The 23,727-nt window shown below is 49.4% G+C and carries 20 protein-coding genes; 10 read left to right on the forward strand and 10 right to left on the reverse strand.

The features are described from left to right. Nucleotides 1–122: 122 nt before the first annotated feature. From BLW37_RS15505 to fabB, 4 genes are all read right to left on the reverse strand, one after another. Nucleotides 123–2,933: a FimV/HubP family polar landmark protein gene (locus BLW37_RS15505; protein ID WP_091344563.1), complete on the reverse strand. Its 2,811-nt coding sequence runs from the start codon at nucleotides 2,931–2,933 to the stop codon at nucleotides 123–125. Nucleotides 2,934–3,192: 259 nt separating this feature from the next. Continuing rightward, entirely contained in the window at nucleotides 3,193–4,212 is a 1,020-nt protein-coding gene (locus tag BLW37_RS15510; RefSeq protein WP_091344565.1) for an aspartate-semialdehyde dehydrogenase, read from the reverse strand. A gap of 20 nt (nucleotides 4,213–4,232) precedes the next feature. Further along, nucleotides 4,233–5,345 carry a 4-phosphoerythronate dehydrogenase gene (locus tag BLW37_RS15515; protein WP_091344567.1) on the reverse strand — a complete coding sequence of 371 codons (1,113 nt, stop codon included), beginning with the start codon at nucleotides 5,343–5,345 and terminating at the stop codon, nucleotides 4,233–4,235. 76 nt (nucleotides 5,346–5,421) lie between these two features. After that, nucleotides 5,422–6,636: a beta-ketoacyl-ACP synthase I gene (fabB, locus tag BLW37_RS15520; RefSeq protein ID WP_091344568.1), complete on the reverse strand. Its 1,215-nt coding sequence runs from the start codon at nucleotides 6,634–6,636 to the stop codon at nucleotides 5,422–5,424. Nucleotides 6,637–6,807: 171 nt separating this feature from the next. Here fabB and mnmC point away from each other — a divergent pair, with 171 nt between their 5' ends. From mnmC to BLW37_RS15540, 4 genes are all read left to right on the forward strand, one after another. Next, complete coding sequence (gene mnmC / locus BLW37_RS15525) at nucleotides 6,808–8,670, forward strand: bifunctional tRNA (5-methylaminomethyl-2-thiouridine)(34)-methyltransferase MnmC2/FAD-dependent 5-carboxymethylaminomethyl-2-thiouridine(34) oxidoreductase MnmC1 (protein ID WP_091344570.1); 1,863 nt, start codon at nucleotides 6,808–6,810, stop codon at nucleotides 8,668–8,670. Nucleotides 8,671–8,790: 120 nt separating this feature from the next. After that, nucleotides 8,791–9,420: a response regulator gene (locus BLW37_RS15530; RefSeq protein ID WP_091344572.1), complete on the forward strand. Its 630-nt coding sequence runs from the start codon at nucleotides 8,791–8,793 to the stop codon at nucleotides 9,418–9,420. Further along, complete coding sequence (locus BLW37_RS15535; protein ID WP_091344574.1) at nucleotides 9,413–9,814, forward strand: response regulator; 402 nt, start codon at nucleotides 9,413–9,415, stop codon at nucleotides 9,812–9,814. Before BLW37_RS15530 ends, BLW37_RS15535 begins: the two co-directional genes overlap by 8 nt. Before the next feature lie 126 nt (nucleotides 9,815–9,940). Beyond that, nucleotides 9,941–10,282, forward strand: coding sequence for a hypothetical protein (locus BLW37_RS15540; RefSeq protein WP_091344700.1), 342 nt, complete (start codon nucleotides 9,941–9,943; stop codon nucleotides 10,280–10,282). Here the strand turns inward: BLW37_RS15540 and BLW37_RS15545 are convergent. Then, nucleotides 10,279–11,154 carry a flagellar protein MotY gene (locus BLW37_RS15545; protein WP_091344576.1) on the reverse strand — a complete coding sequence of 292 codons (876 nt, stop codon included), beginning with the start codon at nucleotides 11,152–11,154 and terminating at the stop codon, nucleotides 10,279–10,281. The genes BLW37_RS15540 and BLW37_RS15545 overlap by 4 nt on opposite strands. A gap of 113 nt (nucleotides 11,155–11,267) precedes the next feature. On the opposite strand from BLW37_RS15545, the gene rnt reads away from it, so the two are divergent. Further along, on the forward strand, nucleotides 11,268–11,930 hold the full coding sequence (gene rnt / locus BLW37_RS15550) for a ribonuclease T (protein WP_091344578.1): 663 nt from the start codon (nucleotides 11,268–11,270) through the stop codon (nucleotides 11,928–11,930). Between the two features lie 50 nt (nucleotides 11,931–11,980). Here the strand turns inward: rnt and BLW37_RS15555 are convergent, their stop codons facing one another. Beyond that, nucleotides 11,981–12,325 carry a Grx4 family monothiol glutaredoxin gene (locus BLW37_RS15555; RefSeq protein WP_091344579.1) on the reverse strand — a complete coding sequence of 115 codons (345 nt, stop codon included), beginning with the start codon at nucleotides 12,323–12,325 and terminating at the stop codon, nucleotides 11,981–11,983. A 246-nt stretch (nucleotides 12,326–12,571) separates the two neighbouring features. On the opposite strand from BLW37_RS15555, the gene sodB reads away from it, so the two are divergent. From sodB to BLW37_RS15575, 4 genes are all read left to right on the forward strand, one after another. Then, nucleotides 12,572–13,156 (forward strand): superoxide dismutase [Fe], encoded by a 585-nt coding sequence (gene sodB / locus BLW37_RS15560; RefSeq protein ID WP_091344581.1) that lies wholly within the window; start codon nucleotides 12,572–12,574, stop codon nucleotides 13,154–13,156. 204 nt (nucleotides 13,157–13,360) lie between these two features. Beyond that, nucleotides 13,361–15,283 carry a PrkA family serine protein kinase gene (locus tag BLW37_RS15565; RefSeq protein WP_091344583.1) on the forward strand — a complete coding sequence of 641 codons (1,923 nt, stop codon included), beginning with the start codon at nucleotides 13,361–13,363 and terminating at the stop codon, nucleotides 15,281–15,283. Nucleotides 15,284–15,302: 19 nt separating this feature from the next. Next, nucleotides 15,303–16,571, forward strand: coding sequence for a YeaH/YhbH family protein (locus BLW37_RS15570; RefSeq protein ID WP_091344585.1), 1,269 nt, complete (start codon nucleotides 15,303–15,305; stop codon nucleotides 16,569–16,571). A 20-nt stretch (nucleotides 16,572–16,591) separates the two neighbouring features. Next, the gene (locus tag BLW37_RS15575; RefSeq protein WP_091344701.1) at nucleotides 16,592–18,106 is read left to right on the forward strand and encodes a SpoVR family protein; all 1,515 of its coding nucleotides are present in this window, start codon (nucleotides 16,592–16,594) and stop codon (nucleotides 18,104–18,106) included. On the opposite strand, the gene BLW37_RS15580 is transcribed toward BLW37_RS15575, so the two are convergent. Both BLW37_RS15580 and BLW37_RS15585 read right to left on the reverse strand, forming a co-directional pair. After that, nucleotides 18,101–19,087, reverse strand: coding sequence for a sensor domain-containing diguanylate cyclase (locus BLW37_RS15580; protein WP_091344587.1), 987 nt, complete (start codon nucleotides 19,085–19,087; stop codon nucleotides 18,101–18,103). The two genes, BLW37_RS15575 and BLW37_RS15580, sit on opposite strands and share 6 nt — an antisense overlap. A 2-nt stretch (nucleotides 19,088–19,089) precedes the next feature. Then, entirely contained in the window at nucleotides 19,090–20,106 is a 1,017-nt protein-coding gene (locus BLW37_RS15585; RefSeq protein WP_091344589.1) for a response regulator, read from the reverse strand. A 117-nt stretch (nucleotides 20,107–20,223) separates the two neighbouring features. On the opposite strand from BLW37_RS15585, the gene tpx reads away from it, so the two are divergent. After that, nucleotides 20,224–20,835 carry a thiol peroxidase gene (gene tpx, locus BLW37_RS15590; protein ID WP_091344590.1) on the forward strand — a complete coding sequence of 204 codons (612 nt, stop codon included), beginning with the start codon at nucleotides 20,224–20,226 and terminating at the stop codon, nucleotides 20,833–20,835. A 72-nt stretch (nucleotides 20,836–20,907) separates the two neighbouring features. Here tpx and adk read toward each other — a convergent pair whose 3' ends face one another. Together adk and htpG are read right to left on the reverse strand one after the other, a co-directional pair. After that, nucleotides 20,908–21,552, reverse strand: coding sequence for an adenylate kinase (gene adk / locus BLW37_RS15595; protein ID WP_091344592.1), 645 nt, complete (start codon nucleotides 21,550–21,552; stop codon nucleotides 20,908–20,910). A 235-nt stretch (nucleotides 21,553–21,787) separates the two neighbouring features. Further along, the gene (htpG, locus tag BLW37_RS15600) at nucleotides 21,788–23,710 is read right to left on the reverse strand and encodes a molecular chaperone HtpG (RefSeq protein WP_091344703.1); all 1,923 of its coding nucleotides are present in this window, start codon (nucleotides 23,708–23,710) and stop codon (nucleotides 21,788–21,790) included. Nucleotides 23,711–23,727 lie beyond the last annotated feature (17 nt).

Consider the following 23,727-nt stretch of genomic DNA (forward strand, 5'->3'; position numbering starts at 1 on the left):
CATTAAGCCACATAAAAAACCAGGCGCAGCGTTCAACTAGCCTGGTTTTGTATAAAGAGGTATTATACCAACCCGAGTAGCCGCTGCCCAGTAAACGGAGCGACTGATTGCTGAGCGTTGGTTTAATCGGACGCTTTGCCCTGCTGTAACTGCCTGACTTCTTCTTTGATGACGGCCGGTGCGTCTGAGTTCAGCAGTTCTTTAATCACTTGCCCAGCGCTGTCTTGATCATCGATTTCGAGGTAGGCCCGAATCAGATCCAACTGGGCAGCAAATTCACCGTGCTCATCGTTCAAGTCCGCTTGATCAAGCACCTGCTGATAATCATCCAAATCCAGATCTACATTCAAGTCTGTTGCCTTCGCAGAGTCTACTCGCTCATTGGCTTCTGCCAGCAATTGATCAATGTCCTGAAAATCGTCATCGGATACATGACCAGTTTCGCTATCCTGTGAGAGCTCTAGCGACTCACTGCCCTCATCGCCTTGTTCAGACACACGCTCAGCCATGTGTTCCAATTCAGATAACAAGGCATCAAAGTCACTGCCATCATCCTCATCCAACTCCATATCACCACTAAACTGCTCCGCTAGCTCTGTTTCATCCTGCTCCTGCAATAAAGCGTCATCAAAATCGGAGTCCGCGAGTTCGGCTTCGCTGCTCTTTGCTAACACATCCGACTCCGCCATCTCATCCAGATCAAACTCATCGGTCGGTTCAGTCGCATGCACGTCTGCTTCGCTGCCTGTTTCCTTGTCAGCTTCTGACTCAGCATCCAACTCGACTTCGGTGCCAGTTTCCGTGTCAGCTTCAGACTCTACTTCCGGCTCTGCTTCTTTAGCCAGCTCAACATCTTCATCGGTCAGCTCCAGTTCCGGGTAGTCATCAAGCACTGCACTTGGATTCTCGACCGAGCGTGCAGCAGCGGAAGGGGAAATAACAGAATCATCATCCAGATCCGTCAAATTTGGTGTTTCGAGCTCACTGTCATCAATTGCTTCTGCCGGAAAGTCATCTTCCAAATCTGCAAAATCCGTCAGGTACTCTGCCTCAGTTTCAGCCTCGCGCTGCAATTCAACTTCATCTGATTGAATCAGGCCATCATCGGCGTTTGCCAAGGCATCTTCGGACATAGCCAAATCGTTCTCATCGTCACTGAGTGAGTATGACCGTTCATCCTGCTCCGTTTCATCTGCGTGAGTTTCATCACGCAGATCATTCTGTTTGGTATCATCCAATTGTACCGTAGCTATATCTTCAGACGGATTATCGGCTTGCAGCTCTTGTTCTTCGAGCAGTTCATCGAGTTCATCAACGATGGTATTTTCATCATCTTCAGTCAGGCTCTGCGACTCCTCCTCAGCCAAACTTTCCTGCACCAGGCTTTCGGCAAATGCATCCAACTCGGAGCTATCAAAGGATGATTCCGATTCTATCCCATCGTCCGTCAAAGCTTCATCTGCCAGCATCTCATCAGCTTCATCGTCAATCAAAGATGATGGCGTCTGCTCCAGACTCTCCTCAAGAAGATCTGACTCAGACAGCTCAGGCATTGTGACACTGGGTGCTACTTGCTCTGCTGGCTCATCCTCAGGAATATCCAGCTCAATTTCTTCCAGGAGTTCATCATCAAGATCGTCGGTACTGGCTGTTGATGGCTCCATATCATCATCGGCCTCGGCGAAAAGTGAATCCAGATCGGTACCGGACAAGATATTATCGGGATCAAATTCCGCGGCATCGTCTTCGATTTTGTCTGTATCAGGATCAGGTAACGCATCATCATCCAACAAAGCGTCATCATCCAACAAGGTGTCCGCAGGCAGTTCATCATCAAGCAATGCATCATCGCTATCCAGTAAATCATCCGCTGAGCCAATGCTGCTATCATCCAACAATACTTGGTCGTCCAACAAGTCATCACTTAAATCGACCGGACTGTCGTCAACATCTTCATTAAAGGCGTCATCCAGCAAAGAATCATCCAAGCTGAACAATGAATCATCCATATCCATGCTGTCATCAACCGCAGGCAGTGGCGACTGATAGTTGCTGGCTGCTTTAGGCTCGGCAGTAGCCGCTTCTATGGTTTCCTGTGCCCGCTTGCTGCGTCGTTTAATCCAGACAAGTAAACCGAGTAAAATTCCGAGTGCCGGCACCGAGGCTGCCAGCACCCAAACGGCAGGATTGGCGAGTAACTGTTGCCAACCACTATGAGCCTGCTCCTGCTGAATGGCCTGCTGCTCTGCCATCCACTGAGCTTGCAGACGAACCATTTGCTCCAACTCGCGCTGCAGTTCAGCATCCTGAGCCATCTGTGATTTTAGTGCATCCAGCTGCTGCTGTACCGAATCCAGGGTGTTTTTTAATCCCTGGTTTTCCTGCATGATACCTTCCACCAACAACATCGACTCACCAAAGCGATAACGAAGTTGCTGCAATTGTTGTTGCTGCTCCTGCTCCAACCGGGCAACCGTTTCTTGCAATTGCTGACTGACGGCTGGTTGAGCAGCTGCTGGTTGGGCGGTTTCGGTTGTCGCTGGCTGGCTGGCTCTGGCACGTCTGGCCCAGCTCTCGTCATCAGCGGTTGATTTTTGCCGTGCCTGGACCGGATCGACCGCACGGATTTCACGCAATGAAGGAACATCCAGCATAGCGCCGGTACGCAGATGATTGAAGTTGTTGTCTAAAAAAGCCTGCGGGTTTTTCAGGTAAATCGCATACATCACCTGATACATATCAGCCCCATCCGGCCGCACTTGCTGTGCCAAACGCCAGAGCGTATCCGCCGGGGTAATTGGGCCAAGCTGCTGCACCCGGCTTTGCTGATCCAAAGCTCTCGGGCCACGAATAGGGGTACTACCGTCGCTGGCAATGGCCAGCGTCGATAAATTGACAAGACAAATCAGAAAAAAAATTCGCCAGAGCTGCATGTATGTATCCTAATCCAACCGGCTCCTGCCGGGCTTTCGTGGCTGTCTGATGCGTTAAAATCGGCCACTAAGGCATCGATGCCCTTAATCACTGAAAATTCAGACAGAATCTACACGGGGTCTATCTATAATCTATGCAAACAACATTCCATCTCTTCTATAACGGCACTATAAAGCAGAACTTAAATGGCTGCCAGCCAACTGGGAGGTACTGACGAAAAAAAAGCCAACTCGAGGTTGGCTTTTTCATGCAAATGGCTTACAGGTAATCGCGGATAAGGTGCTCCGCAATTTGAATGCTGTTGGTGGCAGCCCCTTTGCGAATATTGTCTGCCACCACCCACAGGTTTAAGCCCAGCTCATGCGAGATATCTTTGCGAACCCGTCCAACAAAAACTTCATCATGGCCAGCTGCATGGCTGACCTGGGTCGGAAAATCTTCATTTTGCTCGAGCAGCACTACCCCCGGAGCATTGGCCAACAGTGCCTTGGCCTGATCGGCATCAATCGGCTGGCGGGTTTCAATATGCACCGCTTCAGCATGACCATAAAAAGCGGGAACCCGAACCGCGGTAGCATTGACAGCAATGCTGTCATCACCAAAGATTTTTTGGGTTTCCCAGTGCATCTTCATTTCTTCTTTGGTGTAGTCGTTATCCAGAAACACATCAATTTGCGGGATCACATTAAACGCGATCTGACGACTGAACTGACCTTTTTCTTCCACCGGACGACCATTCATCAATTGCGCTGTTTCATGCGCCAGAGCTTCCACTGCCTCCTGGCCAGCACCACTGACCGACTGATAGGTTGCCACATTGATACGGCTGATGCCAACAGCATCGTAAATCGGCTTTAAGGCAACGAGCATCTGGATGGTAGAGCAATTCGGATTGGCAATGATGTTACGGTTGCGAAAATCAGCCAGAGCTGCAGCATTCACTTCAGGCACTACCAAGGGAATATCGGCTTCATAACGATAATGTGAGGTATTGTCGATCACCACACAACCGGCATCAGCGGCTTTGGGGGCATAAATAGCTGACACACTGCCGCCTGCGGAAAACAAGCCAATTTGTGCCTGAGTCCAATCAAATTGCTCAACGTCCAGTACGGTGATTTTCTTGCCGCGAAAGTTGACCTTGCTGCCAGCAGAGCGGCTGCTGGCTAATGGGAATAACTGATTGACCGGAAAGTCACGCTGTTCCAGTAGTTCGATTAGGTGCTGACCAACCAGGCCGGTAGCACCCAGCACGGCAACATTGTACTGCTGAGCCATAATATCTGTTCCTCTTCTTGCTATTGCCTAAAGCCAATTTGACACAACCAGTCAGGCACCTGAGTGCCATGCACTGCTATGCTGTTGCATTCTCGCCGGGCCGGATAATGTTTTCTGAGCCAGTCAAACCCTTGCTGATGAATGTGATGACGAAATAATGCATCATCGCGCCGCACATCATATACCAATCTGAATAAACTTTGGACATCTGGAAGCCCAAAATTTTCAGTTATTTGTACCGAGCTGATAGGCGGGAAGGGACAAAAGTCATTCAAGCTATACAAAACAGGGGCTTGCAGCTGCTTACACAGCTGTTGATACAAGTATTCGGTGCCTCTGGCTTTGCCCTCAATACTATGACCGGCGATGTGGGCAGTGGCGATATCCAAATAAGGAAGGAGTGGCAACAAAATAGCCGGCTCCTGCTCCCAGACATCCAGTACCAGCGGACGCTGCCGACCGTTTCTCGCCTCGGCCAGCAATGCCTGATTATCAAAGACTGGCCCACGGCAAGCATTGAGCAAGGCACAACCTGGCTTGAGCTGCTGCAAAGTAGTGGCATTGACCAGGTGATGAGTTGAATAAAGCCCCTGCCTGGTATGCGGCACATGAAAACTAAGCACATCGGCCATAGAAAGAAGTACTTCCAACGGCTGGTGTGGAAAATCCGGTTCACTCTGAGCACGTATCGGATCACACAGCAACACCTTACAGCCAAGCAGCTGCAGCACCTCAGCCAGCGGCTGTCCAATATTACCGACGCCAACAATACCTATCAGCTGATCTGTCAAGGACCACTGGTAGCGCTCAGCCAGACAAAATAAACTGCTCAGGATGTATTCCACCACGGCCCGGGCGTTGCAACCGGGCGCACTGCTAAAGGCAATACCACGCTCCGCCAGATACGCCTGATCCACATGATCTGTGCCTATGGTGGCAGTACCTACAAAGCGTAACTTTCTGGCCTGGGCCAGCAAGTCAGGGGTGACCTTGGTGATAGAGCGGACTAGAAGTACATCGGCATCGGTGAGTTGCTCTGGCTGCAGTTGACGGCCGGCAAATGGCCGGACCTCACCAAAACCGGCAAAGAATTGCCTGGCATAGGGCATATAGTCATCAGCATAAATAATCATCCGAGCTAGCTCCTGCAGTCGCATAAAAAAACCACCGGCCCGCGGTGGTTTTTTCCAAGGTTCACCAGTGGCTATTCTACCCTTGGTAGCGTTTCATCACCAGTGTCGCATTGGTGCCGCCGAAGCCGAAACTATTAGACATAACGCTATTAAGTTCGCGTTTGGTCATTTCAGTGACGATATTTAAACCAGCCGCAGCTTCATCCAGTTGTTCAATATTAATAGAAGGCGCAACAAACTGATGCTTAAGCATCAACAAAGAATAGATAGCCTCATGCACACCAGCCGCCCCCAGCGAATGGCCGGTCATGGCTTTGGTAGCACTGATAGCCGGCGACTGGCCTGCAAAGACTTCCTGTATCGCTGCCAGCTCTTTCACATCACCAACCGGTGTACTGGTACCGTGGGTATTGACATAATCGACAGGGCCATCCAAGTGCTCCATCGCCATCTGCATGCAGCGCACAGCGCCTTCTCCGCTTGGTGCCACCATATCAAAACCGTCTGAGGTAGCACCATAGCCGATAACTTCGGCAATAATAGTGGCACCACGGGCTAACGCATGCTCCAACTCTTCTACCACCACCATACCGCCGCCACCGCTGATGACAAAGCCATCACGATTGGCATCGTAGGTGCGGGATGCTTTTTCCGGCGTCTCGTTGTATTTGGTCGACAAGGCACCCATGGCATCGAATTCCATCGCTAGGGTCCAGTGCAATTCTTCGCCACCACCGGCAAAGACCACATCCTGCTTGCCCAGCTGGATCAACTCGACCGCATGGCCAATGCAGTGTGCACTGGTGGCACAGGCAGAACTGATGGAGTAATTCACGCCTTTGATTTTAAAGGGCGTAGCCAAACAAGCCGAACACGTACTGGACATGGTTTTTGGAACCGCATATGGACCAACCCGCTTCACCCCTTTTTCGCGCAGAATATCAGCCGCTTCTACCTGAGTTTTCGAGGAGGCGCCACCGGAGCCAGCCACCAGGCCGATACGGGGATGTGAAATCTGCTCGGCAGTGAGTCCGGCATCCGCCATGGCTTCTTGCATCGCAATGTAGGCATAAGCGGAGGCATCGGCCATAAAGCGCATGGCTTTGCGATCAATCAGGCTGGATGGATCTATTTTCAGGTTGCCCCAGACTTGTGAACGTAAGCCCAGATCAGCAAACTCCTGCGAAAAAGTAATACCCGAACGCCCTGCCTGCAGCGATTCCAGCACTTCCTGCTGATTGTTGCCTATGCTGGACACAATGCCCATGCCGGTGATAACGGCTCTTTTCATGATTTACTCCTGTTTCGGCACTCGCAGTACCGACCCTGATTGCACTATAATTGCCGGCTATTTTACGAATTTTTGCCGGCCAAGTGGTCCGCTTTCAGCGAACACTTGTACACTGACAGCTATTTTGTCGTCTTGTTGGCAAAACTACAAGTCCATTTTGCCAGGGGTCTGATGAAAGTTGTCCAACACGCCAAAATCCACTTTAATGAACAGGGTACCCCGGTCGCGGATCACTTTGATGATGTCTATTTCTCCAACGATGGGGGTTTGGCAGAAACCGACTATGTGTTTTTAAAGCACAACGGCCTGCCGGAGCGTTGGCCTCATCACCCGGCTGCATTTTTCCATATTGCCGAGACCGGTTTTGGGACTGGTAGCAATTTCCTGTTGGTCTGGTTGCGTTTCCGCCAGTATCGCCAACAGCATCCAACCGCTCGTTGCCAGCGCCTTTATTTCACCAGCTTTGAAAAGTTCCCGCTCAGCCGGGCCGATTTAGTTCAAGCTCTGGCTGCTGTCACTGAGCTTGAGCCACTTGCGCAGGAGCTGCTTGCACAGTACCCGGCTGCCACACCCGGCTGTCATCGGCTGGTGTTTGATCAGGGCGCTGTGATACTGGATCTCTGGTTGGGTGATGTGCTGAACAGCTTGCCGGACCGGGATCCCTCAGTCACAGTCGATGCCTGGTTTTTGGATGGTTTTGCCCCGGGTAAAAACCCGGATATGTGGCAGTCGTCTTTGTTTGAGCAACTGGCCCGGCACAGCCAGGCGGGTACCACAGTCGCCACCTTCACGGCTGCAGGCATGGTCAAACGTGGCTTACTGGAAGCGGGCTTTGAGGTCAAAAAGGTCAAAGGCTTTGGCCGTAAAAGAGAGATGCTAACCGCAACCTGTACTCAAGTGAATACCCGCAGACCTGCCAAGCAAACGGCAAAAGAAGTCACCATTGTTGGGGGAGGCATTGCTGCCATCTGCCTGAGCCTGGCCTTGCTGAGTAAAGGCGCTAAAGTTCGCTTACTATGTGCAGACACGAGTCTGGGGCAAGGTGCTTCCAAAAACCGCCAGGGAGCACTTTATCCAAACCTGCATGCGGAATTGACCGACGTCAGCCTTATCCAGGCCAGTTGCTTTGGCTTTGCCCGCCGGTTCTTCTCGCTTAGCCAGCAACACTTTGAGTTCCCAATGGACTGGTGTGGTGTCTTGCACCAAGCCTGCACTTCACAGTTGCAAAAACGATTGAATAAATTAACGGACTGCTGGCCGGGCGATTTAGTGCAGAGCCTTACAGCCTCAAACGCCAGTAACATAGCAGGCTTGGAACTGCCTTATGCTGCTATTTGGTATCCCAGCGCCGGCTGGTTAAGCCCGCAACAGTTTTGTCTTGCAGCAGCCAGTTACCTGGCGGAGCAACCAGACATGACCATTCATTATCAATGGCCTGTAAAGCAATTGGAGGCTATGCCCGACGGCTGGCGATTGCATGGCTGCACACGACCGCCGCTGGATACGAACACACTGGTGTTGGCACTTGGCCATCAGACCAATGCTTTACTAAACGAAAGCCCACTACCAATTCGCGGCATCCGCGGCCAGGTCAGTTATGTACAGGCAGAGTCACTGCAACCTTTAAAAACGGTGCTTTGTCACAAAGGCTATATCACACCTGCCTGGCAAGGGCTGCAAGCCATTGGTGCAACCTTTGACCGCAACCGCAGTGATGATGAGCTGCTATCAGCTGATGATGACGCCAATTTGGCTCTGGTACAGGATAGCCTGCAGCACCCCTCATGGATGACCTCCGTTACGGTCATCGAATCCAGAGCAGGTGTTCGAGCCACCGTCCCCGATCATCTGCCACTTTATGGCAACTGGCCAATGACTGGTGCGCAGTGTCAGATACTGAGCGGTTTTGGCGCCCGAGGCTTACTATTTGCGCCTTTATTGGCAGAAGCTCTGGCTGCCAGTCTGATGCAGGAGCCAAGTCCCCTGCCATTGAGTTGGCAAAAGCAATTAAAAGCTTGTCGCTATCAGGAGTAAGCCTTTGGTTACCAAAACTTGTGTCTACAGAATATTTGCCGCAAGATAATAGTTACCCACCCGGCAGCAGCGTTGTAGGATGGGCAGTTAATCTTTGCTAGCCTGGTTGGAGGGTCCCTCATGACAGACACCATTCGTCTAATCCTGGCCGAGGATGATGATTTTTTACGGCAGCTACTGCAAATGCAGTGCGAAGCCCATGGCGCTGAGGTCGCGGCTGTTACAAACGGTGAGGAAGCCGTTAGCCTGGCACTTAGTTACGAATACGATGTGCTGTTAATGGATATTCAGATGCCGGTTTGTGATGGTATTCAGGCCATGACCTTGTTGCGGCAACTGGGCTATGATCGCCCTATTTACGCCATGTCTGCCGATAACATCACTGCTGATGGCTTTACCGGAGTGCTACAGAAACCCTTACAAGAAGCCGATTTGCAACAGTTGTTTCAACAACACAGCCCTAAGCCATCGGTTGCATTGGTGATAGCTCCGGAGCTAATGCAGCAATTTCTGCAAAGTCTGCCTCAGTTACAGCAACAATTAGACCACTGCTGCCAGCAACAAAACTGGCCTGAGTTGCAACGACTGAGTCATAAGCTAGCAGGCTCTGCCGGCAGCTTTGGCTATCCAGCAGCCAGTGAAAGAGCCAAACAACTGCAACTAGCCCTTATGCAGCAAGCACCTTCAACAGTCATAGAGCACCACCTAACACAGTTAAATAAACTGCTGCAGGAGGCAATGCATGACTGAGCGTAAAATTTTATTGGTGGATGATGTTGATTACACCCGTCAGTTGCTGCGAAACAACATTATGGCTATTTGCCAAAGCGGTAAGATCCGCAATAAAAATTTCACCTTTTATAATGCTGGCAAGGCCTCGGCGGCGATGGACTTGTTTAGCATGCAGTTGCCGGGCATGGTGTTTCTGGATATTGAACTGCCGGATGCTTCTGGATTAGAGCTGTTAAAGAAATTCAAAAAATTGAAGCCGGACTGCTTCATCGTGATGGTCAGTGGTGTCAGTACCCTGAATAACGTCAAGCAAAGTATAGCGGATGGTGCTGCCAGTTTTATTGCGAAGCCTTTTACCGGCGATAAGATATTAGCAGCCCTTCGTTTGTATGAGCGTTACCTGGCACAATAATGCACACACGAGAAACTAGCGGCTGCAGTGGTCGGGTGGTAAGCTAAAACGAATGTAGCCTGACTTTATTGCCTAAAGCTGTCAGTAAGACCAAAGGCACTGATTAAAAAGGAAAATCCAATGCAAATGTCCGCACCAAAGTTGGCGTTGTCTTGTTTGTTGTTACTCGTTACCGCCGGCGTCCAGGCAGCAGTGAATTTTGAACAATGGCAAACACCGCAGGATGCCAGAGAGTTTGCCAGGCTGGACAACAAACTGCCCGCCGTGCTCAGTTACTTCAGCCAGCAAAGTCAGCAGCAGCTGCAACAGTTTTATCAGCAGCAATTGGGTGAGCCAACCGAGCAACGGCAGCGTTATGGTCAGTTGGAGCTGCACTACGCTCAAACACAACAACGCATTCGGATTATTATCTCCGAGCAACAGCAATGGCGTCAGGTGGATATAATGGTGCTCGCTAACACCCCTTAAGGTCTGTTCATCTGCACCACCACCCGGCGGTTGATGGCCCTGTCTTGTACACGTTGGTTTGGTGCTACATTACGGCGTTGGCCAAAGCCTTCCACTTCGATGCGGTGCTCAGGCAAACCAGCCTCAACAAAAAAACGTTTCACCTTTTCTGCCCGGCGAATGGATAATTGCTCATTCATCCAGCGTCCGCCATAGGTATCAGTATGCCCCTGAATTTGCACCACTTCGATGGCATCATCGTGCTTCAGGTATTCAGCAATCGCTGCCAGGCGGCGCCTGGACTCGCGGGTTAGCTGATCGCCTCCTACTTCGTAACTCAATACAGTAAAAGCAATATCATCGAAACGATACGGCAGTAGCATGGACATACATTGGCTAAACTCGCGGTACACGGTTGGGAATTGCACTGGGTTTAAACTGGCAACGACTTTATTATCTGGTCGATACCAGTCAGAGAAATAAAAGGTGGGCTGATAACCACGTTCCAGTTCATGCAACATGGTCCAGGCAGACTCTTTGGGTAAATCCCCATCAAACTGCTTGAGCAGGCGCATGTTGGTTATAGCTCTGGGCTGCTCTCCAGGCCGCCAACGCGGCGGCAATGACAGCACTTCAGCCAAAGCATAGGCATCCGGTTGTTGCAGCATTTTGAGCTCAAACCAAAGATTCAGCTCTTTGCCGGCCTCACTGTGAAATACTGCCTCACCAAAGCCAGGGATAGGATGACTGATCTCACAGCGTAACGGTGTATTGTGCCTCAGCTGCCACTCGGATTGCTCCAAAGCGGCAGAATATTGCCGGATATAGCTTTGCCCGGCAAAAGCCAGCTGTGTGCATAGCAAAAAAAGCGGGATTGGCAACAAAAACCGCATAAGAGATATCCTAGATGAACATTCTGGGTAAAAACCTAGCAAACACCGTGCCGGGACGAGATCTAAGCCGGATCTTTTGGCATAATAGCACTTTCAGCATAGCAGGCGGGTTCATGGCGCAAACAACTTCTTTACTGGCACAACGTTTTCGGGGCTATTACCCGGTGGTCATTGATATTGAAACCGCCGGCTTCAATGCTTCAACTGATGCACTGCTGGAAATAGCCGCCACCCTGCTTACCATGGATGAGCAAGGCCAGCTAAAGCCATTGGAAACCCTGCACTTTCATGTCGAGCCCTTTGCCGGCGCTAATCTTGAGCCGAGTGCGCTGGCCTTTAATGGCATCGATCCTTATCAGCCACTGCGGGGTGCGGTACCAGAGCGTGAAGCCATTACCGAAATTTGCAAGGCCGTGCGTAAAGCGCAAAAAGCCGCTGGCTGTCAGCGCTCGGTGATCGTTGCGCACAACGCAGCTTTTGATCAGGGTTTTTTTAATGCCGCCTGCGAGCGCATTCACTTAAAACGCAACCCCTTCCACCCTTTTGTTTCCTTTGATACCACCAGTCTTTCAGCACTGGCACTGGGGCAAACTGTGCTGTCAAAAGCCTGCAAACAGGCAGGTATTGATTTTAACAACAAAGAAGCGCACAGCGCTCTGTACGATACCGAGCGTACGGCCGAGCTGTTTTGCCATATCGTCAATCAATGGCAGCAACTAGGCGGCTGGCCTTTGACCAGCGAGATGGTGCAGTCTGAAACAGAGAACTGCGATTAACCGACGTAAAAAAACCGCCGCAGCGGTTTTTTTTTCGTCAAGCCACAGCCTTATTCGCCAGCGGCTTCATCCTGACTGTGCTTGGCAGCAGCTTCCTTGATCAGTGGCTGCAACTCACCACGCTGAAACATTTCCAGAATGATGTCGCAACCGCCAATCAACTCACCTTCCACCCACAGCTGCGGGAAAGTAGGCCAATTAGCATAAGCAGGCAGCTCGGCACGAATATCCGGGTTTTGAAGAATATCCACAAAGGCAAACTGCTCACCACAGCTAATTAATGCTTGGGCAGCCTGAGCAGAAAAGCCACAACTTGGCAGTTTTGGCGAGCCCTTCATGTACAACAGTATTGGGTTTTCAGTTATTTGCTGTTTAATTCTATCCAGAGTTTCCATAGCATATCCTCGTATCTATTCGGAAGTGCGGGCATTGTACCTTGTTCCAGGTGGAAATTCATGGCCTGCCCCTTGTTTTTCGGCGGACTGACCCAATCATGGTAGGCAGTCGTAACAAAACATCTAAGTGCCCTCAATAAGCGACGCGTTAGCGCTTGGCAGGGCCGGTTAAAACTTGAGTATTTTACTCAGGTATTGTAGTCTAAACCGTGCAGACACTATTAACAACGTTGAATGGAGAATAAAATGGCTTTCGAATTACCCGCCTTGCCGTATGCAAAAAATGCACTTGCTCCGCATATTTCAGAAGAAACTCTGGAATACCACTATGGCAAGCATCACAACACCTATGTGGTTAAGCTCAATGGCCTGATTGAAGGTACCGATTTCGCAGGTAAGTCACTTGAAGAGATTGTTCGTACCTCTGAAGGTGGGGTGTTCAATAACGCCGCTCAGGTGTGGAATCATACCTTCTACTGGCACTGCCTAAGCCCGAATGGCGGTGGCGAGCCTACTGGCGCACTGGCTGATGCGATTAATGCCAAATGGGGTTCATTTGCCGACTTTAAAGCTGCGTTTAACGACAAAGCCGTCAACAACTTCGGCTCCAGCTGGACCTGGTTGGTGAAGAAAGCCGATGGCAGCCTGGACATCGTGAACACCAGCAATGCCGATACGCCATTGGCCCATACCGGCCTGACACCAGTTTTAACGGTTGACTTGTGGGAACATGCTTACTACATCGATTACCGCAATGCCCGGCCAACTTACCTGGATGCTTTCTGGGCACTGGTAAACTGGGACTTCGCCAGCAAAAATCTGGCAGCATAAAACTCGCCTGATGAAAAAAACCCGGCACCGATGCCGGGTTTTTTGATCCTTGAACCCGGACGAACGTACAGAAAAGAACACCATCGCTGCTTTTTCAAGTTGAATAAATCCATATTTTTGCGATGAATTCTGAGCGAATTTATTTTTTACTGTCTAACCTTAAAGTAACTGGTACCTATTTTCGTCAGCTGATCGGAGGTGCATATGAGCATTGTTGAGCACTATAAGTCCAGATACGAAGCAACCAAGGAAGAGGAATACAGCATTCAGGAGTTTCTGCAGCTGTGCAAAACCGATAAAAGTTGTTTTGCCAGTGCCGCCGAACGTTTGCTGCTGGCTATTGGTGAACCGGAACTGATTGATACCTCGAATGATCCCAAACTTAGCCGTTTGTTTTCCAATCGGGTGATCAGCCGCTACCCCGCGTTTGCCGACTTTTATGGCATGGAAGATGCCATCGAACAGATTGTCTCCTACTTAAAACATTCGGCTCAGGGACTGGAAGAAAAGAAACAAATTCTGTACCTGCTTGGCCCGGTCGGTGGTGGTAAGTCCTCACTGGCGGAAAAACTAAAATATTTGATGCAACAAGTGCCTATCTACTACCTGAAAGGCTCACCCGTGTACGACCATCCACTGTGCCTGTTCGACGCCGATGAAGACGGCCAGTTGCTGGCAGAAGAATTTGGTATACCACGGCGCTATCTATCCACCATTATGTCGCCCTGGGCCAGTAAACGGCTGCATGAGTTCAATGGCGATATCAGCCAGTTCCGTGTCGTTAAACGCCACCCATCCATTTTGAACCAAATTGCGATAGCCAAAACCGAGCCCGGTGATGAAAACAATCAGGACATTTCCGCTTTGGTCGGTAAAGTCGACATTCGTAAACTCGAGCACTTCGCTCAACACGACCCGGATGCTTACAGCTATTCAGGAGCCTTGTGCCGTGCTAATCAAGGCCTGATGGAATTTGTCGAGATGTTCAAAGCGCCAATCAAGGTGCTGCACCCATTACTTACTGCCACTCAGGAAGGCAACTACAACGGGACAGAAGGCCTGGCCGCCCTGCCGTTTGACGGCATGATTCTGGCCCACAGCAATGAGTCGGAATGGCAGACTTTTAAAAACAACAAAAACAACGAGGCTTTCCTCGATCGGGTCTACATTGTGAAAGTGCCTTATTGCCTGCGGGTATCGGAAGAGCAAAACATTTACCACAAGCTGATCGATAATTCAGAACTGCGTGAAGCTCCGTGCGCCCCAGGGACTTTATCCTCTCTGGCTCAGTTTGTGGTGTTATCACGGTTGAAAGAGCCTGAAAACTCCAGTATCTATTCCAAAATGCGGGTCTATGATGGCGAAAGCCTTAAAGATACCGATCCAAAAGCCAAATCGTATCAGGAGTATCGTGATTATGCCGGTGTCGATGAAGGCATGACCGGCTTGTCGACCCGTTTTGCGTTTAAAATTCTCTCACGGGTGTTCAACTTCGACTCGACCGAAGTAGCTGCAAACCCGGTGCATTTGTTTTATGTACTGGAGCAGCAAATTGAGCGCGAACAGTTTCCGGCTGAAATGTCAGAACGATTGCTGGAACATTTAAAGGGTTATCTAACACCCAAGTATGTTGAGTTCATTGGTAAAGAGATTCAAACCGCTTATCTCGAGTCTTACTCCGAATATGGGCAGAACATCTTTGACCGCTATGTGATCTATGCCGACTTCTGGATCCAGGATCAGGAATACCGCGATCCGGAAACCGGACAATTGTTCGACCGGGCAGCGCTGAATGCCGAGCTGGAAAAAATTGAGAAGCCGGCTGGCATTAGCAACCCCAAAGACTTCCGCAACGAAATCGTCAACTTTGTGCTAAGAGCCAAAGCAAAGAATAATGGCAAAAATCCGGTTTGGACCAGCTACGAAAAACTCCGTACTGTGATTGAGAAGAAAATGTTCTCCAGCACCGAAGAGTTGCTGCCTGTGATTTCGTTCAACGCCAAAACTTCAACCGAAGATCAGAAGAAACATGACGATTTTGTCAATCGCATGATGGAGAAAGGCTATACCCGCAAGCAAGTCCGGTTGTTGTCGGAATGGTATTTGCGGGTGCGTAAATCGCAGTAAAAACGCAACCGGAGGCAGTATGGTGCATTTTATTGATCGACGACTCAATGGCAAGAACAAGAGTGCTGTCAACCGACAGCGCTTCTTGCGGCGCTACAAGCAACAGATCAAAAAGGCCGTTTCCGATGCGATCAGTAAGCGTAGCGTGACCGATATCGACAGTGGGGAAAGCATTAGCATTCCAGGAAAGGACATTACCGAACCGATGTTTCACCATGGCAAAGGGGGCCATCGTGAAATTGTGCATCCGGGCAATGATCAGTTCAGCCCTGGCGATCGCATCAAACGGCCGGATGGAGGGGGCGGCCAGGGCAGTGGCCGCGGTGATGCCAGTGCGGACGGTGAAGGTGAAGATGACTTTGTTTTTTCTATTTCCAAAGATGAGTACCTGGATCTGCTGTTTGAAGATCTGGAATTACCCAATCTGAAAAAAAATCAGCTGGATAAACTGACGCAATACAAACAGGTGCGAGCCGGCTACCGGGCTGAAGGGGTGCCAACCAATATCGATATTGTCCGCTCGCTGCGGGGCTCGCTAGCCCGGCGAATTGCCATGTCGGCTGATAAAAAGCGTGCCTTGAATGAACTGGAAGCGCAGCTAGCGGCTTTGCAGCAAGAGGCCGTTCCCAATCAACGACAACTGATGCAGCTGGAAGAACAGATTACGCATTTAAAGCAACGCATTGCAGCAGTGCCGTACATCGATAGTTTTGACTTACGTTATCGAAACTATCAGAAACGGCCAGAGCCGACCAGTAAGGCCGTGATGTTCTGCTTGATGGATGTATCTGGTTCGATGGATCAGGCCACCAAAGATATGGCAAAGCGCTTTTACATTCTGCTTTATCTGTTCCTTAGCCGCAGTTACAAAAATGTCGAGGTGGTCTACATTCGTCACCACACGCAGGCCAAGGAGGTTGATGAACAAGAGTTCTTCTACTCCCAGGAGACTGGTGGCACCATCGTTTCCAGTGCGCTTAAAATGATGCACGACATTGTACGTGAGCGGTACAACCCGGAAGAGTGGAATATTTACGCCGCTCAAGCCTCGGATGGCGATAACTGGACTGATGATAGCCCGATGTGCCAACAAATTATGCGCAATCACATCCTGCCACTGGTGCGTTATTATGCCTACATTGAAATCAGCACCCGTGCGCATCAAAGCTTGTGGCAACAGTACGAAAGTCTGCTACCGCAATTTGACAATTTTGCCATTCAGTCCATTCGGGAACAGGCCGATATTTACCCGGTATTCCGAGAGCTCTTTAAAAAACAAGCAGCTTAGTTTTTCAGCGGAGGTATATGATGACCAAAGCACAGCGTAAACCAACCCCCTTATCAGATGGGCCGGACTGGACCTTTGAACTGCTGGACGACTATCATCAGCAAATTGCCAGGGTGGCAGCTCATTATGGGCTGGAGACCTACCCCAACCAAATCGAGGTAATAACTGCCGAGCAAATGATGGATGCCTATTCCAGCATAGGTATGCCTCTGGGTTATAATCATTGGTCGTACGGCAAAAAATTTATTCAGACCGAGCAGAATTACAAGCGCGGCTACATGGGGCTGGCCTATGAAATCGTGATCAACTCCAACCCTTGCATTGCTTATCTGATGGAAGAAAACACCATCACCATGCAAGCCCTGGTGATGGCCCATGCCAGCTACGGCCACAACTCCTTCTTCAAAAATAACTATTTATTCAAGACGTGGACCGATGCCTCGTCCATTATAGATTACCTGTTATTTGCCAAAGACTATGTCAATCGCTGTGAAGAAAAGTATGGGATTGCGGAGGTTGAGGAAATCCTGGATTCCTGCCATGCCCTGATGAATTACGGAGTCGATCGCTACAAACGACCACAAAAAATTTCGATGGAAGAAGAGCAAAAACGCCAGGACGAACGTGAAGCTTACCTGCAATCACAGGTGAATGACTTATGGCGGACTATTCCAACCAAACCAGTCACAGAAACCGAGCATAACAAACGCTTTCCTGCCGAGCCGCAAGAGAACATTTTGTATTTTATTGAAAAAAATGCGCCTTTATTAAAGCCATGGCAACGTGAACTGGTGCGGATTGTGCGCAAAATCTCGCAATACTTTTATCCGCAAAAACAGACCCAGGTCATGAACGAAGGCTGGGCCACCTTTTGGCACTACACCATTTTGCAACATCTGTACGATGAAGGTGTGGTAAGCGAGCGCTTTATGATAGAGTTCCTGCATACCCATACCAACGTGGTTGCACAGCCGCCTTACAACAGCCCATATTATTCGGGTATCAATCCTTACGCACTTGGTTTTGCCATGTTTACCGACTTACGTCGTATTTGTGAGCAGCCGACGGCTGAAGATAAAGAATGGTTCCCGGATATCGCTGGTTCAGACTGGCTTGAAACTTTGCACTTTGCCATGCAAAACTTCAAGGACGAGAGCTTTATCAGTCAGTACTTATCACCGAAAGTGATCCGCGACTTTCATCTGTTTGCCATTGTTGATGACAGCAAAGATCCAAGCCTGGAAGTTGCCGCCATTCATAATCAAGAGGGGTATCAGAGTATTCGCCAGATGTTGTCTGCTCAGTACAACTTAAGCCAGCTGGAACCCAATATTCAGGTATACAATGTCGATGTTCGTGGCGATCGGTCGTTAACATTACGCTATATACCGCAGCAAAACATCCCGCTGGAAGAAAAGAGTACAGCAGAAGTCATGAAGCATTTGCACCGATTGTGGGGCTTTCAGGTGAGTCTGGAACAGCAGCAAGACGATGGCGTCATTCGGGAGCTATGCCGCTGCCCTGCTGCGTCATGAGGTTTCAGGCTCTTCAGAGGGCATGCTGCTTGCCAATGTAACACGGTTACGGCCATTCGCTTTCGAAAAATACAAGGCTTTATCGGCTTGCTCTATCCACTGACGATGGTTTTCCATCGATCTGGCTGACTCTGCAATACCGATACTCACCGAGCATTGAATGCTCATCTCATGATGCCGTATCGGTGTTTTTTCCACCGACTTACGCAGCCGCTCAGCAAAATACATGGCCTGCGCTTCGGGCGTATCCACTAAAAGCACAGCAAACTCTTCACCACCATAACGGCCGGCAATGTCGGTTTCACGCAGATTTTTTTTCACCAGCTTGGCAATTTCCCGGATCACTTCATCGCCAGCAGCATGACCATAATCATCGTTAACGCGTTTGAAGTGATCAATGTCGATCATCAATAAGCTACTGACATGTTGATGCCGCTGAATACGCTTGTACTCTTGCACCAAAGTATTTTCCCAACTGCCGCGGTTGTGCAACTGAGTCAAAAAATCAGTTTTCGAAAGCTGATGCAAACGATGATTCATCGACTCCAGCTCCAGCCGGCTGACAGCCACATCGGTGACATCGTAAATAATCAGACACAAGTTCGTCACTTCTCCACGGGTGTTGGTGAGTGGAAAAATAGTACTGTTTTGGTACATGAAATCAGCAGAACCAGTGATAGGACGGTAATTACGAAATTTAAAAATATAAGGGCGCTGCTCCCAGATAGTAAAAGCACGATTTTTTAGTAGTAATACTGGGTCACACTTTCTGCGCAGCCAGTCTTCATCAATTTCCGGAAATAAATCAAATAAGTAACGATCACGCACCTGGCGAGGACTTAAGCCGCTGTGACTTTCCATAAAGCCATTCCAGACCTGGATACGATAATCACAGTTCAGGACCACTAAGCCGACGTCCACGGTTTGAAACATGTCCATCAGCCAGTGGATTTCTGAAACTTCAACCTGTGCATCTGACATAACTAATCTTCCAGTAAGAACGCGACTTTGTGTTTCATTGTTTTCAGGCTGTCCTCGGTAAACAGCAACAACAGATCACACATGATGTTGTAGTTTTCAATGCCGTAACTGATTTCAATCGCTAGAGTTTTGCGCCAGCGACCAGAGTTGGCTTTAATCAGCTCACTGACTGCGGCATGTTGACCAAGCACCACAGGATGCCCCTGGCTAAAACCCATATCCAATTGTTCAGACAACCCTTTTAATACCGAACCTATTAAGATATTAGCAATGTCCATCAGCAGCTCTAACTCGACCTGATGCGTCAATTTGCCGTGGTAATTCATCAGCCGGGCAATGTCTTTAAAACTGGAGTCGGTCAGGATAAGCAGCGCCTCTCCGGATACTCCGCCGCCAATAAAGCCCTGACACACAGCTGAGGTACTGCTTTCATCTTCGACCGACGCCAGTGCCATGTGCAGCTCACTAACTTCGATTAAATTAACATTGGGAATAGGCAGCTTAACAAAAACATTAAGCAAACGAGCCAACAAATCTCCGGCCTGCCCCATCGCCACATTGGTGATTTCCTGAAACACATCTCTTAGTTCAGCATCCACTTCTACCGTCTGCAGTATAGGCTGCGCAGATGCCTTCGCTTCTGGGTTCGACTTGCGCTCTGAAGCCACAGTATCAAGTAAGGCAGCTATCTTGCTGGCATCAACCGGTTTCTTTACAAAATCAACAGCCCCCAATTGCATGACCCGCTCGTAAGCTTCTGGTTGCACATCACCGGAGACCACAATGACCCGAATACTAGATTGTGTTTCTTTTAATGCTGAAAGCACCTGATAGCCATCCAGGATAGGCATATTCAGATCCAAAAAAAGTAGATCAATTGCATTGGTCTTAATTAATTGCAGTGCTTCAGCGCCATGGGCCGCAAAATGGATCGCACTCTGCCAACTCTCTGGCAAACAGCGCGCCATTTGCTTTCTAGCCAGGTTGGAATCATCGCAAATTAGCACCGCAGGGATCATAGGCTGTTCATTTTTATCTGTGTTTGTTTATAGTTTATACGCTCACTCTGTAAATAGCCATCATGAGACAGATGGTTCTGTGTTAGGCTAGCTCTTTACTGCTACGAGGTACCTTGAATGAAAATAACTTTATCTCAATTCTGTACCCTAATTGGTGGCGTCGCACTGAGTAGCGCTGCTTTTAGTATCGATTTAACGGCGCAGCTTCCAACCCGACTCAGTGATATTCGGGCTGGGCAACAGCTGGTAGAACTGCAAGGTCATCCGATTGAGCTTGGTCAGCAAGCACCCGAATTTCGGGTAGTCGACCAACAATTTAAGGCCGTTTCTTTGCAGGACTTTGCCGGAAAACCAGTTTTGATCAGCGTAGTTCCCAGTGTAGATACAGGCACTTGTTCGCTGCAAACCAAGCGTTTTAATGAGGAGGTTTCCAGACTTCCTGCGGACGTGGTGATGCTCACCATCAGCACAGACTTGCCTTTTGCCCAAAGACGCTTTTGTGAACAGGAAGCCGTCGACCAGTTGCAGGTATTATCCGATGCTGTCTGGCGTGATTTTGGCAGCAATTATGGTTTATTGATTAAGGATATGGGTTTGCTCGCTCGAACGGTGCTGTTGATCGATCGTAACGGTGTGATCCGTTATATTCAGCAAGTCAAGTCACTGGCAAACGAACCGGACTATCAAGATGCATTGGATGCCCTGGCAAAAATGCTGGCGGACAGCTAGGCAGTAAAAAGCAACGCCATACAAAAGCAAAAGCGATGCCATAGCATCGCTTTTGCTATCAGACGCTATGGTTTACGCCAGTAAGCTGGTTAACTGTGCAGCGATGGCATCTACCTTCTGAGTTCCATCAAGGTGGTGGTAATTGGTTTTACCAGCATCTGCCGCAGCACGATAGAAATTTACCAAAGGCTTGGTCTGTTCGTGATAAATGGCCAGACGTTTACGAACTGTTTCTTCAGTATCATCAGCACGGATGACCAGCTCTTCACCAGTTTGATCGTCCTTTCCTGCCACTTTAGGCGGATTGTATACCACATGGTAGACTCGACCAGATGCAGGATGAACCCGACGGCCAGCCATCCGTTCAACAATCACATCATCCGGCACATCAAACTCAATCACATGATCAATGGCAATGCCATGTGCATCCATGGCTTCTGCCTGAGGAATCGTCCGTGGGAAGCCGTCCAGCAAAAAACCTTTCGCACAATCCGGTTCTGCAATGCGCTCTTTCACCAGGCCAATAATGATATCATCCGACACCAACTGCCCGGCATCCATCACTTGCTTGGCTGCCAAACCCAGTTCAGTCCCTGCTTTGATAGCTGCACGCAGCATATCCCCCGTTGAAATTTGCGGGATGCCAAACTTGTTCATCAGAAACTGAGCCTGAGTCCCCTTTCCGGCACCTGGGGCACCCAACAAAATAATCCGCATACAACACCCTCATGTGTTCTAAATTTTTCAAATATGGACGGTCCGGATCTTTACACAATGATGGCATTGAAACAAGAATTTTGTCCGCATCAAACAGGTTGCAGCGGTGATCTCAGTCTTTAGTATAAGCGTTTGCCCAACCTGTGGCTGCACCCTATAAAAAAACACCAGCTGCTTAGCTGGTGTTTTTATCAAGGTGCATAGACTTTAGTCGCGCCTTGCAGAAATGCTGCTTTTACTTTGTTAACGACAGCAACAGCTTGTTCAGCCGGCCTACAAAGGTAGCCGGATTCTTCAAGCTGCCCCGCTCTGCCAGCAAAGCCTGTTCAAGCAGGACTTCCGCCCACTCTTTGAAACGACTTTCATCCTGCTCATCAGCGATGTGCTTCACCAGCTCATGCTCTGGGTTTATTTCAAAAATCGGTTTTACTTCCGGCACTTTTTGACCAACCGACTCCATCAGCTTCATCATTTGCGTGCTCATATCGAACTCGTCGGTTACCACGCAAGCCGGGCTGTCGGTTAAACGATGACTGACTTTAACTTCTTTCACCTGCTCACCCAAAGCTGCTTTAAAGCGATCAACCGTGCTGGCAAAGGCTTCTTCCGATTGCTTTTGCGCTGCTTTATCGGCTTCATCATCCAATTTGGATAAATCCAGTCCCCCTTTGGCGACTGAACGGAACTTCTTCTGTTCAAACTCAGTAAGATGCTGCATCAACCACTCATCGATGCGATCCGATAGCAACAAAACTTCGATGCCTTTCTTGCGGAAAACTTCCAGGTGCGGGCTGTGCTTGGCCGCTGCATAGTTATCAGCCACCAGGAAATAGATCTCTTCCTGACCTTCTTTCATTCGTCCCAGGTAGTCGCTGAGGGAAACATTCTGGCTGCTATCGTCATTGTGGGTAGAGGCGAAGCGTAATAGAGCAGCAATTTTCTCTTTGTTGGCAAAGTCTTCCGCCGGGCCTTCTTTCAGCACCTGACCAAACTCAGTCCAAAATTGCTGGTATTGCTCAACATCTTTCGCCAGTTTTTCCAGCATCTTCAGCGCCCGACTGGTACAACCTTTACGCAATGCCTGAGTGGCTTTGGTATCTTGCAGAATTTCGCGCGAGACGTTCAGCGGCAAATCGTTGGAATCGAGCAAGCCTTTGAAAAAACGGAGATAGCTCGGCATAAACTCTTCAGCATCGTCCATGATAAAGACGCGCTGCACATACAACTTTAAACCATGGCGAGCTTCGCGGTTCCATAAATCAAAGGGCGCTTTTTTCGGAATATACAGCAAGCTGGTATAGTTATTAGTACCTTCCACCTTATTGTGACTCCAGCTCATGGGCTCGGTCCAGTCATGAGAGATATGCTTATAGAATTCTTGGTACTCTTCGTCGCTGATGTCCGATTTATCGCGAGTCCAGAGCGCTGTGGCTTTGTTAATCGCTTGCCACTGTCCAGGTACTGCCGGAATAGTCTCTTCGTCGGTTTCACCCTTTTGCTCTGGCTGTTCATCCTGCCACATTTCAACCGGGATGCTGATGTGATCGGAGTACTTGGTAATGACAGACTGCACGCGGTATTTTTCCAGGAACTCTTCTTCACCTTCGCGCAGATGCAAAATAATATCGGTACCACGCCCCTCTTTTTTACATGACGCCAGGCTGTACTCCCCTTCACCAGCCGACTCCCATTCCACCGCTTGATCAGCAGCTGCACCGGCTTTTAAGCTACGAACCGTGACTTTGTCTGCCACGATAAAAGCGGAATAAAAACCGACGCCAAATTGACCAATCAGCGTGGCATCTTTGCTCTGATCGCCGGATAATTGCGAGAAAAACTCTTTGGTACCGGACTTGGCAATGGTGCCCAGGTTGTCTTTTACTTCCTGCTCGGTCATACCGATGCCGTTGTCGCTGATGGTCAGAGTTTTCGCCTCTTTATCCATACTGATACGAACCCGCAACTCGCCATCATCGCCATACAAACCAGGCTCGGATAAAGCCAGAAAACGCAACTTATCCGCAGCATCGGATGCGTTGGATACCAGCTCACGCAGAAAAATTTCTTTATTGGAATACAGCGAGTGGATCATCAGGTGAAGTAACTGCTTTACCTCGGCCTGAAAGCCATGCGTTTGCTTATTTGCGGTCTCAGCCATAGCAACAAAATCCTCTT

The organism is Alkalimonas amylolytica (assembly GCF_900107845.1).
In the GTDB taxonomy this organism is placed as follows: domain Bacteria; phylum Pseudomonadota; class Gammaproteobacteria; order Enterobacterales; family Alteromonadaceae; genus Alkalimonas; species Alkalimonas amylolytica.

Excerpts from the sequence above, each read along its gene's own strand:
- BLW37_RS15545 (WP_091344576.1), bottom strand. The coding sequence starts at position 11,154 with ATGCGGTTTTTGTTGCCAATCCCGCTTTTTTTGCTATGCACACAGCTG.
- htpG (WP_091344703.1), bottom strand. The coding sequence starts at position 23,710 with ATGGCTGAGACCGCAAATAAGCAAACGCATGGCTTTCAGGCCGAGGTA.
- BLW37_RS15555 (WP_091344579.1), bottom strand. The coding sequence starts at position 12,325 with ATGGAAACTCTGGATAGAATTAAACAGCAAATAACTGAAAACCCAATA.
- BLW37_RS15510 (WP_091344565.1), bottom strand. The coding sequence starts at position 4,212 with ATGGCTCAGCAGTACAATGTTGCCGTGCTGGGTGCTACCGGCCTGGTT.
- BLW37_RS15580 (WP_091344587.1), bottom strand. The coding sequence starts at position 19,087 with ATGTCAGATGCACAGGTTGAAGTTTCAGAAATCCACTGGCTGATGGAC.
- BLW37_RS15540 (WP_091344700.1), top strand. The coding sequence starts at position 9,941 with ATGTCCGCACCAAAGTTGGCGTTGTCTTGTTTGTTGTTACTCGTTACC.
- fabB (WP_091344568.1), bottom strand. The coding sequence starts at position 6,636 with ATGAAAAGAGCCGTTATCACCGGCATGGGCATTGTGTCCAGCATAGGC.
- BLW37_RS15515 (WP_091344567.1), bottom strand. The coding sequence starts at position 5,345 with ATGATTATTTATGCTGATGACTATATGCCCTATGCCAGGCAATTCTTT.
- BLW37_RS15505 (WP_091344563.1), bottom strand. The coding sequence starts at position 2,933 with ATGCAGCTCTGGCGAATTTTTTTTCTGATTTGTCTTGTCAATTTATCG.
- BLW37_RS15570 (WP_091344585.1), top strand. The coding sequence starts at position 15,303 with ATGGTGCATTTTATTGATCGACGACTCAATGGCAAGAACAAGAGTGCT.
- sodB (WP_091344581.1), top strand. The coding sequence starts at position 12,572 with ATGGCTTTCGAATTACCCGCCTTGCCGTATGCAAAAAATGCACTTGCT.
- BLW37_RS15535 (WP_091344574.1), top strand. The coding sequence starts at position 9,413 with ATGACTGAGCGTAAAATTTTATTGGTGGATGATGTTGATTACACCCGT.
- BLW37_RS15565 (WP_091344583.1), top strand. The coding sequence starts at position 13,361 with ATGAGCATTGTTGAGCACTATAAGTCCAGATACGAAGCAACCAAGGAA.
- BLW37_RS15575 (WP_091344701.1), top strand. The coding sequence starts at position 16,592 with ATGACCAAAGCACAGCGTAAACCAACCCCCTTATCAGATGGGCCGGAC.
- tpx (WP_091344590.1), top strand. The coding sequence starts at position 20,224 with ATGAAAATAACTTTATCTCAATTCTGTACCCTAATTGGTGGCGTCGCA.
- mnmC (WP_091344570.1), top strand. The coding sequence starts at position 6,808 with ATGAAAGTTGTCCAACACGCCAAAATCCACTTTAATGAACAGGGTACC.
- BLW37_RS15530 (WP_091344572.1), top strand. The coding sequence starts at position 8,791 with ATGACAGACACCATTCGTCTAATCCTGGCCGAGGATGATGATTTTTTA.
- adk (WP_091344592.1), bottom strand. The coding sequence starts at position 21,552 with ATGCGGATTATTTTGTTGGGTGCCCCAGGTGCCGGAAAGGGGACTCAG.
- BLW37_RS15585 (WP_091344589.1), bottom strand. The coding sequence starts at position 20,106 with ATGATCCCTGCGGTGCTAATTTGCGATGATTCCAACCTGGCTAGAAAG.
- rnt (WP_091344578.1), top strand. The coding sequence starts at position 11,268 with ATGGCGCAAACAACTTCTTTACTGGCACAACGTTTTCGGGGCTATTAC.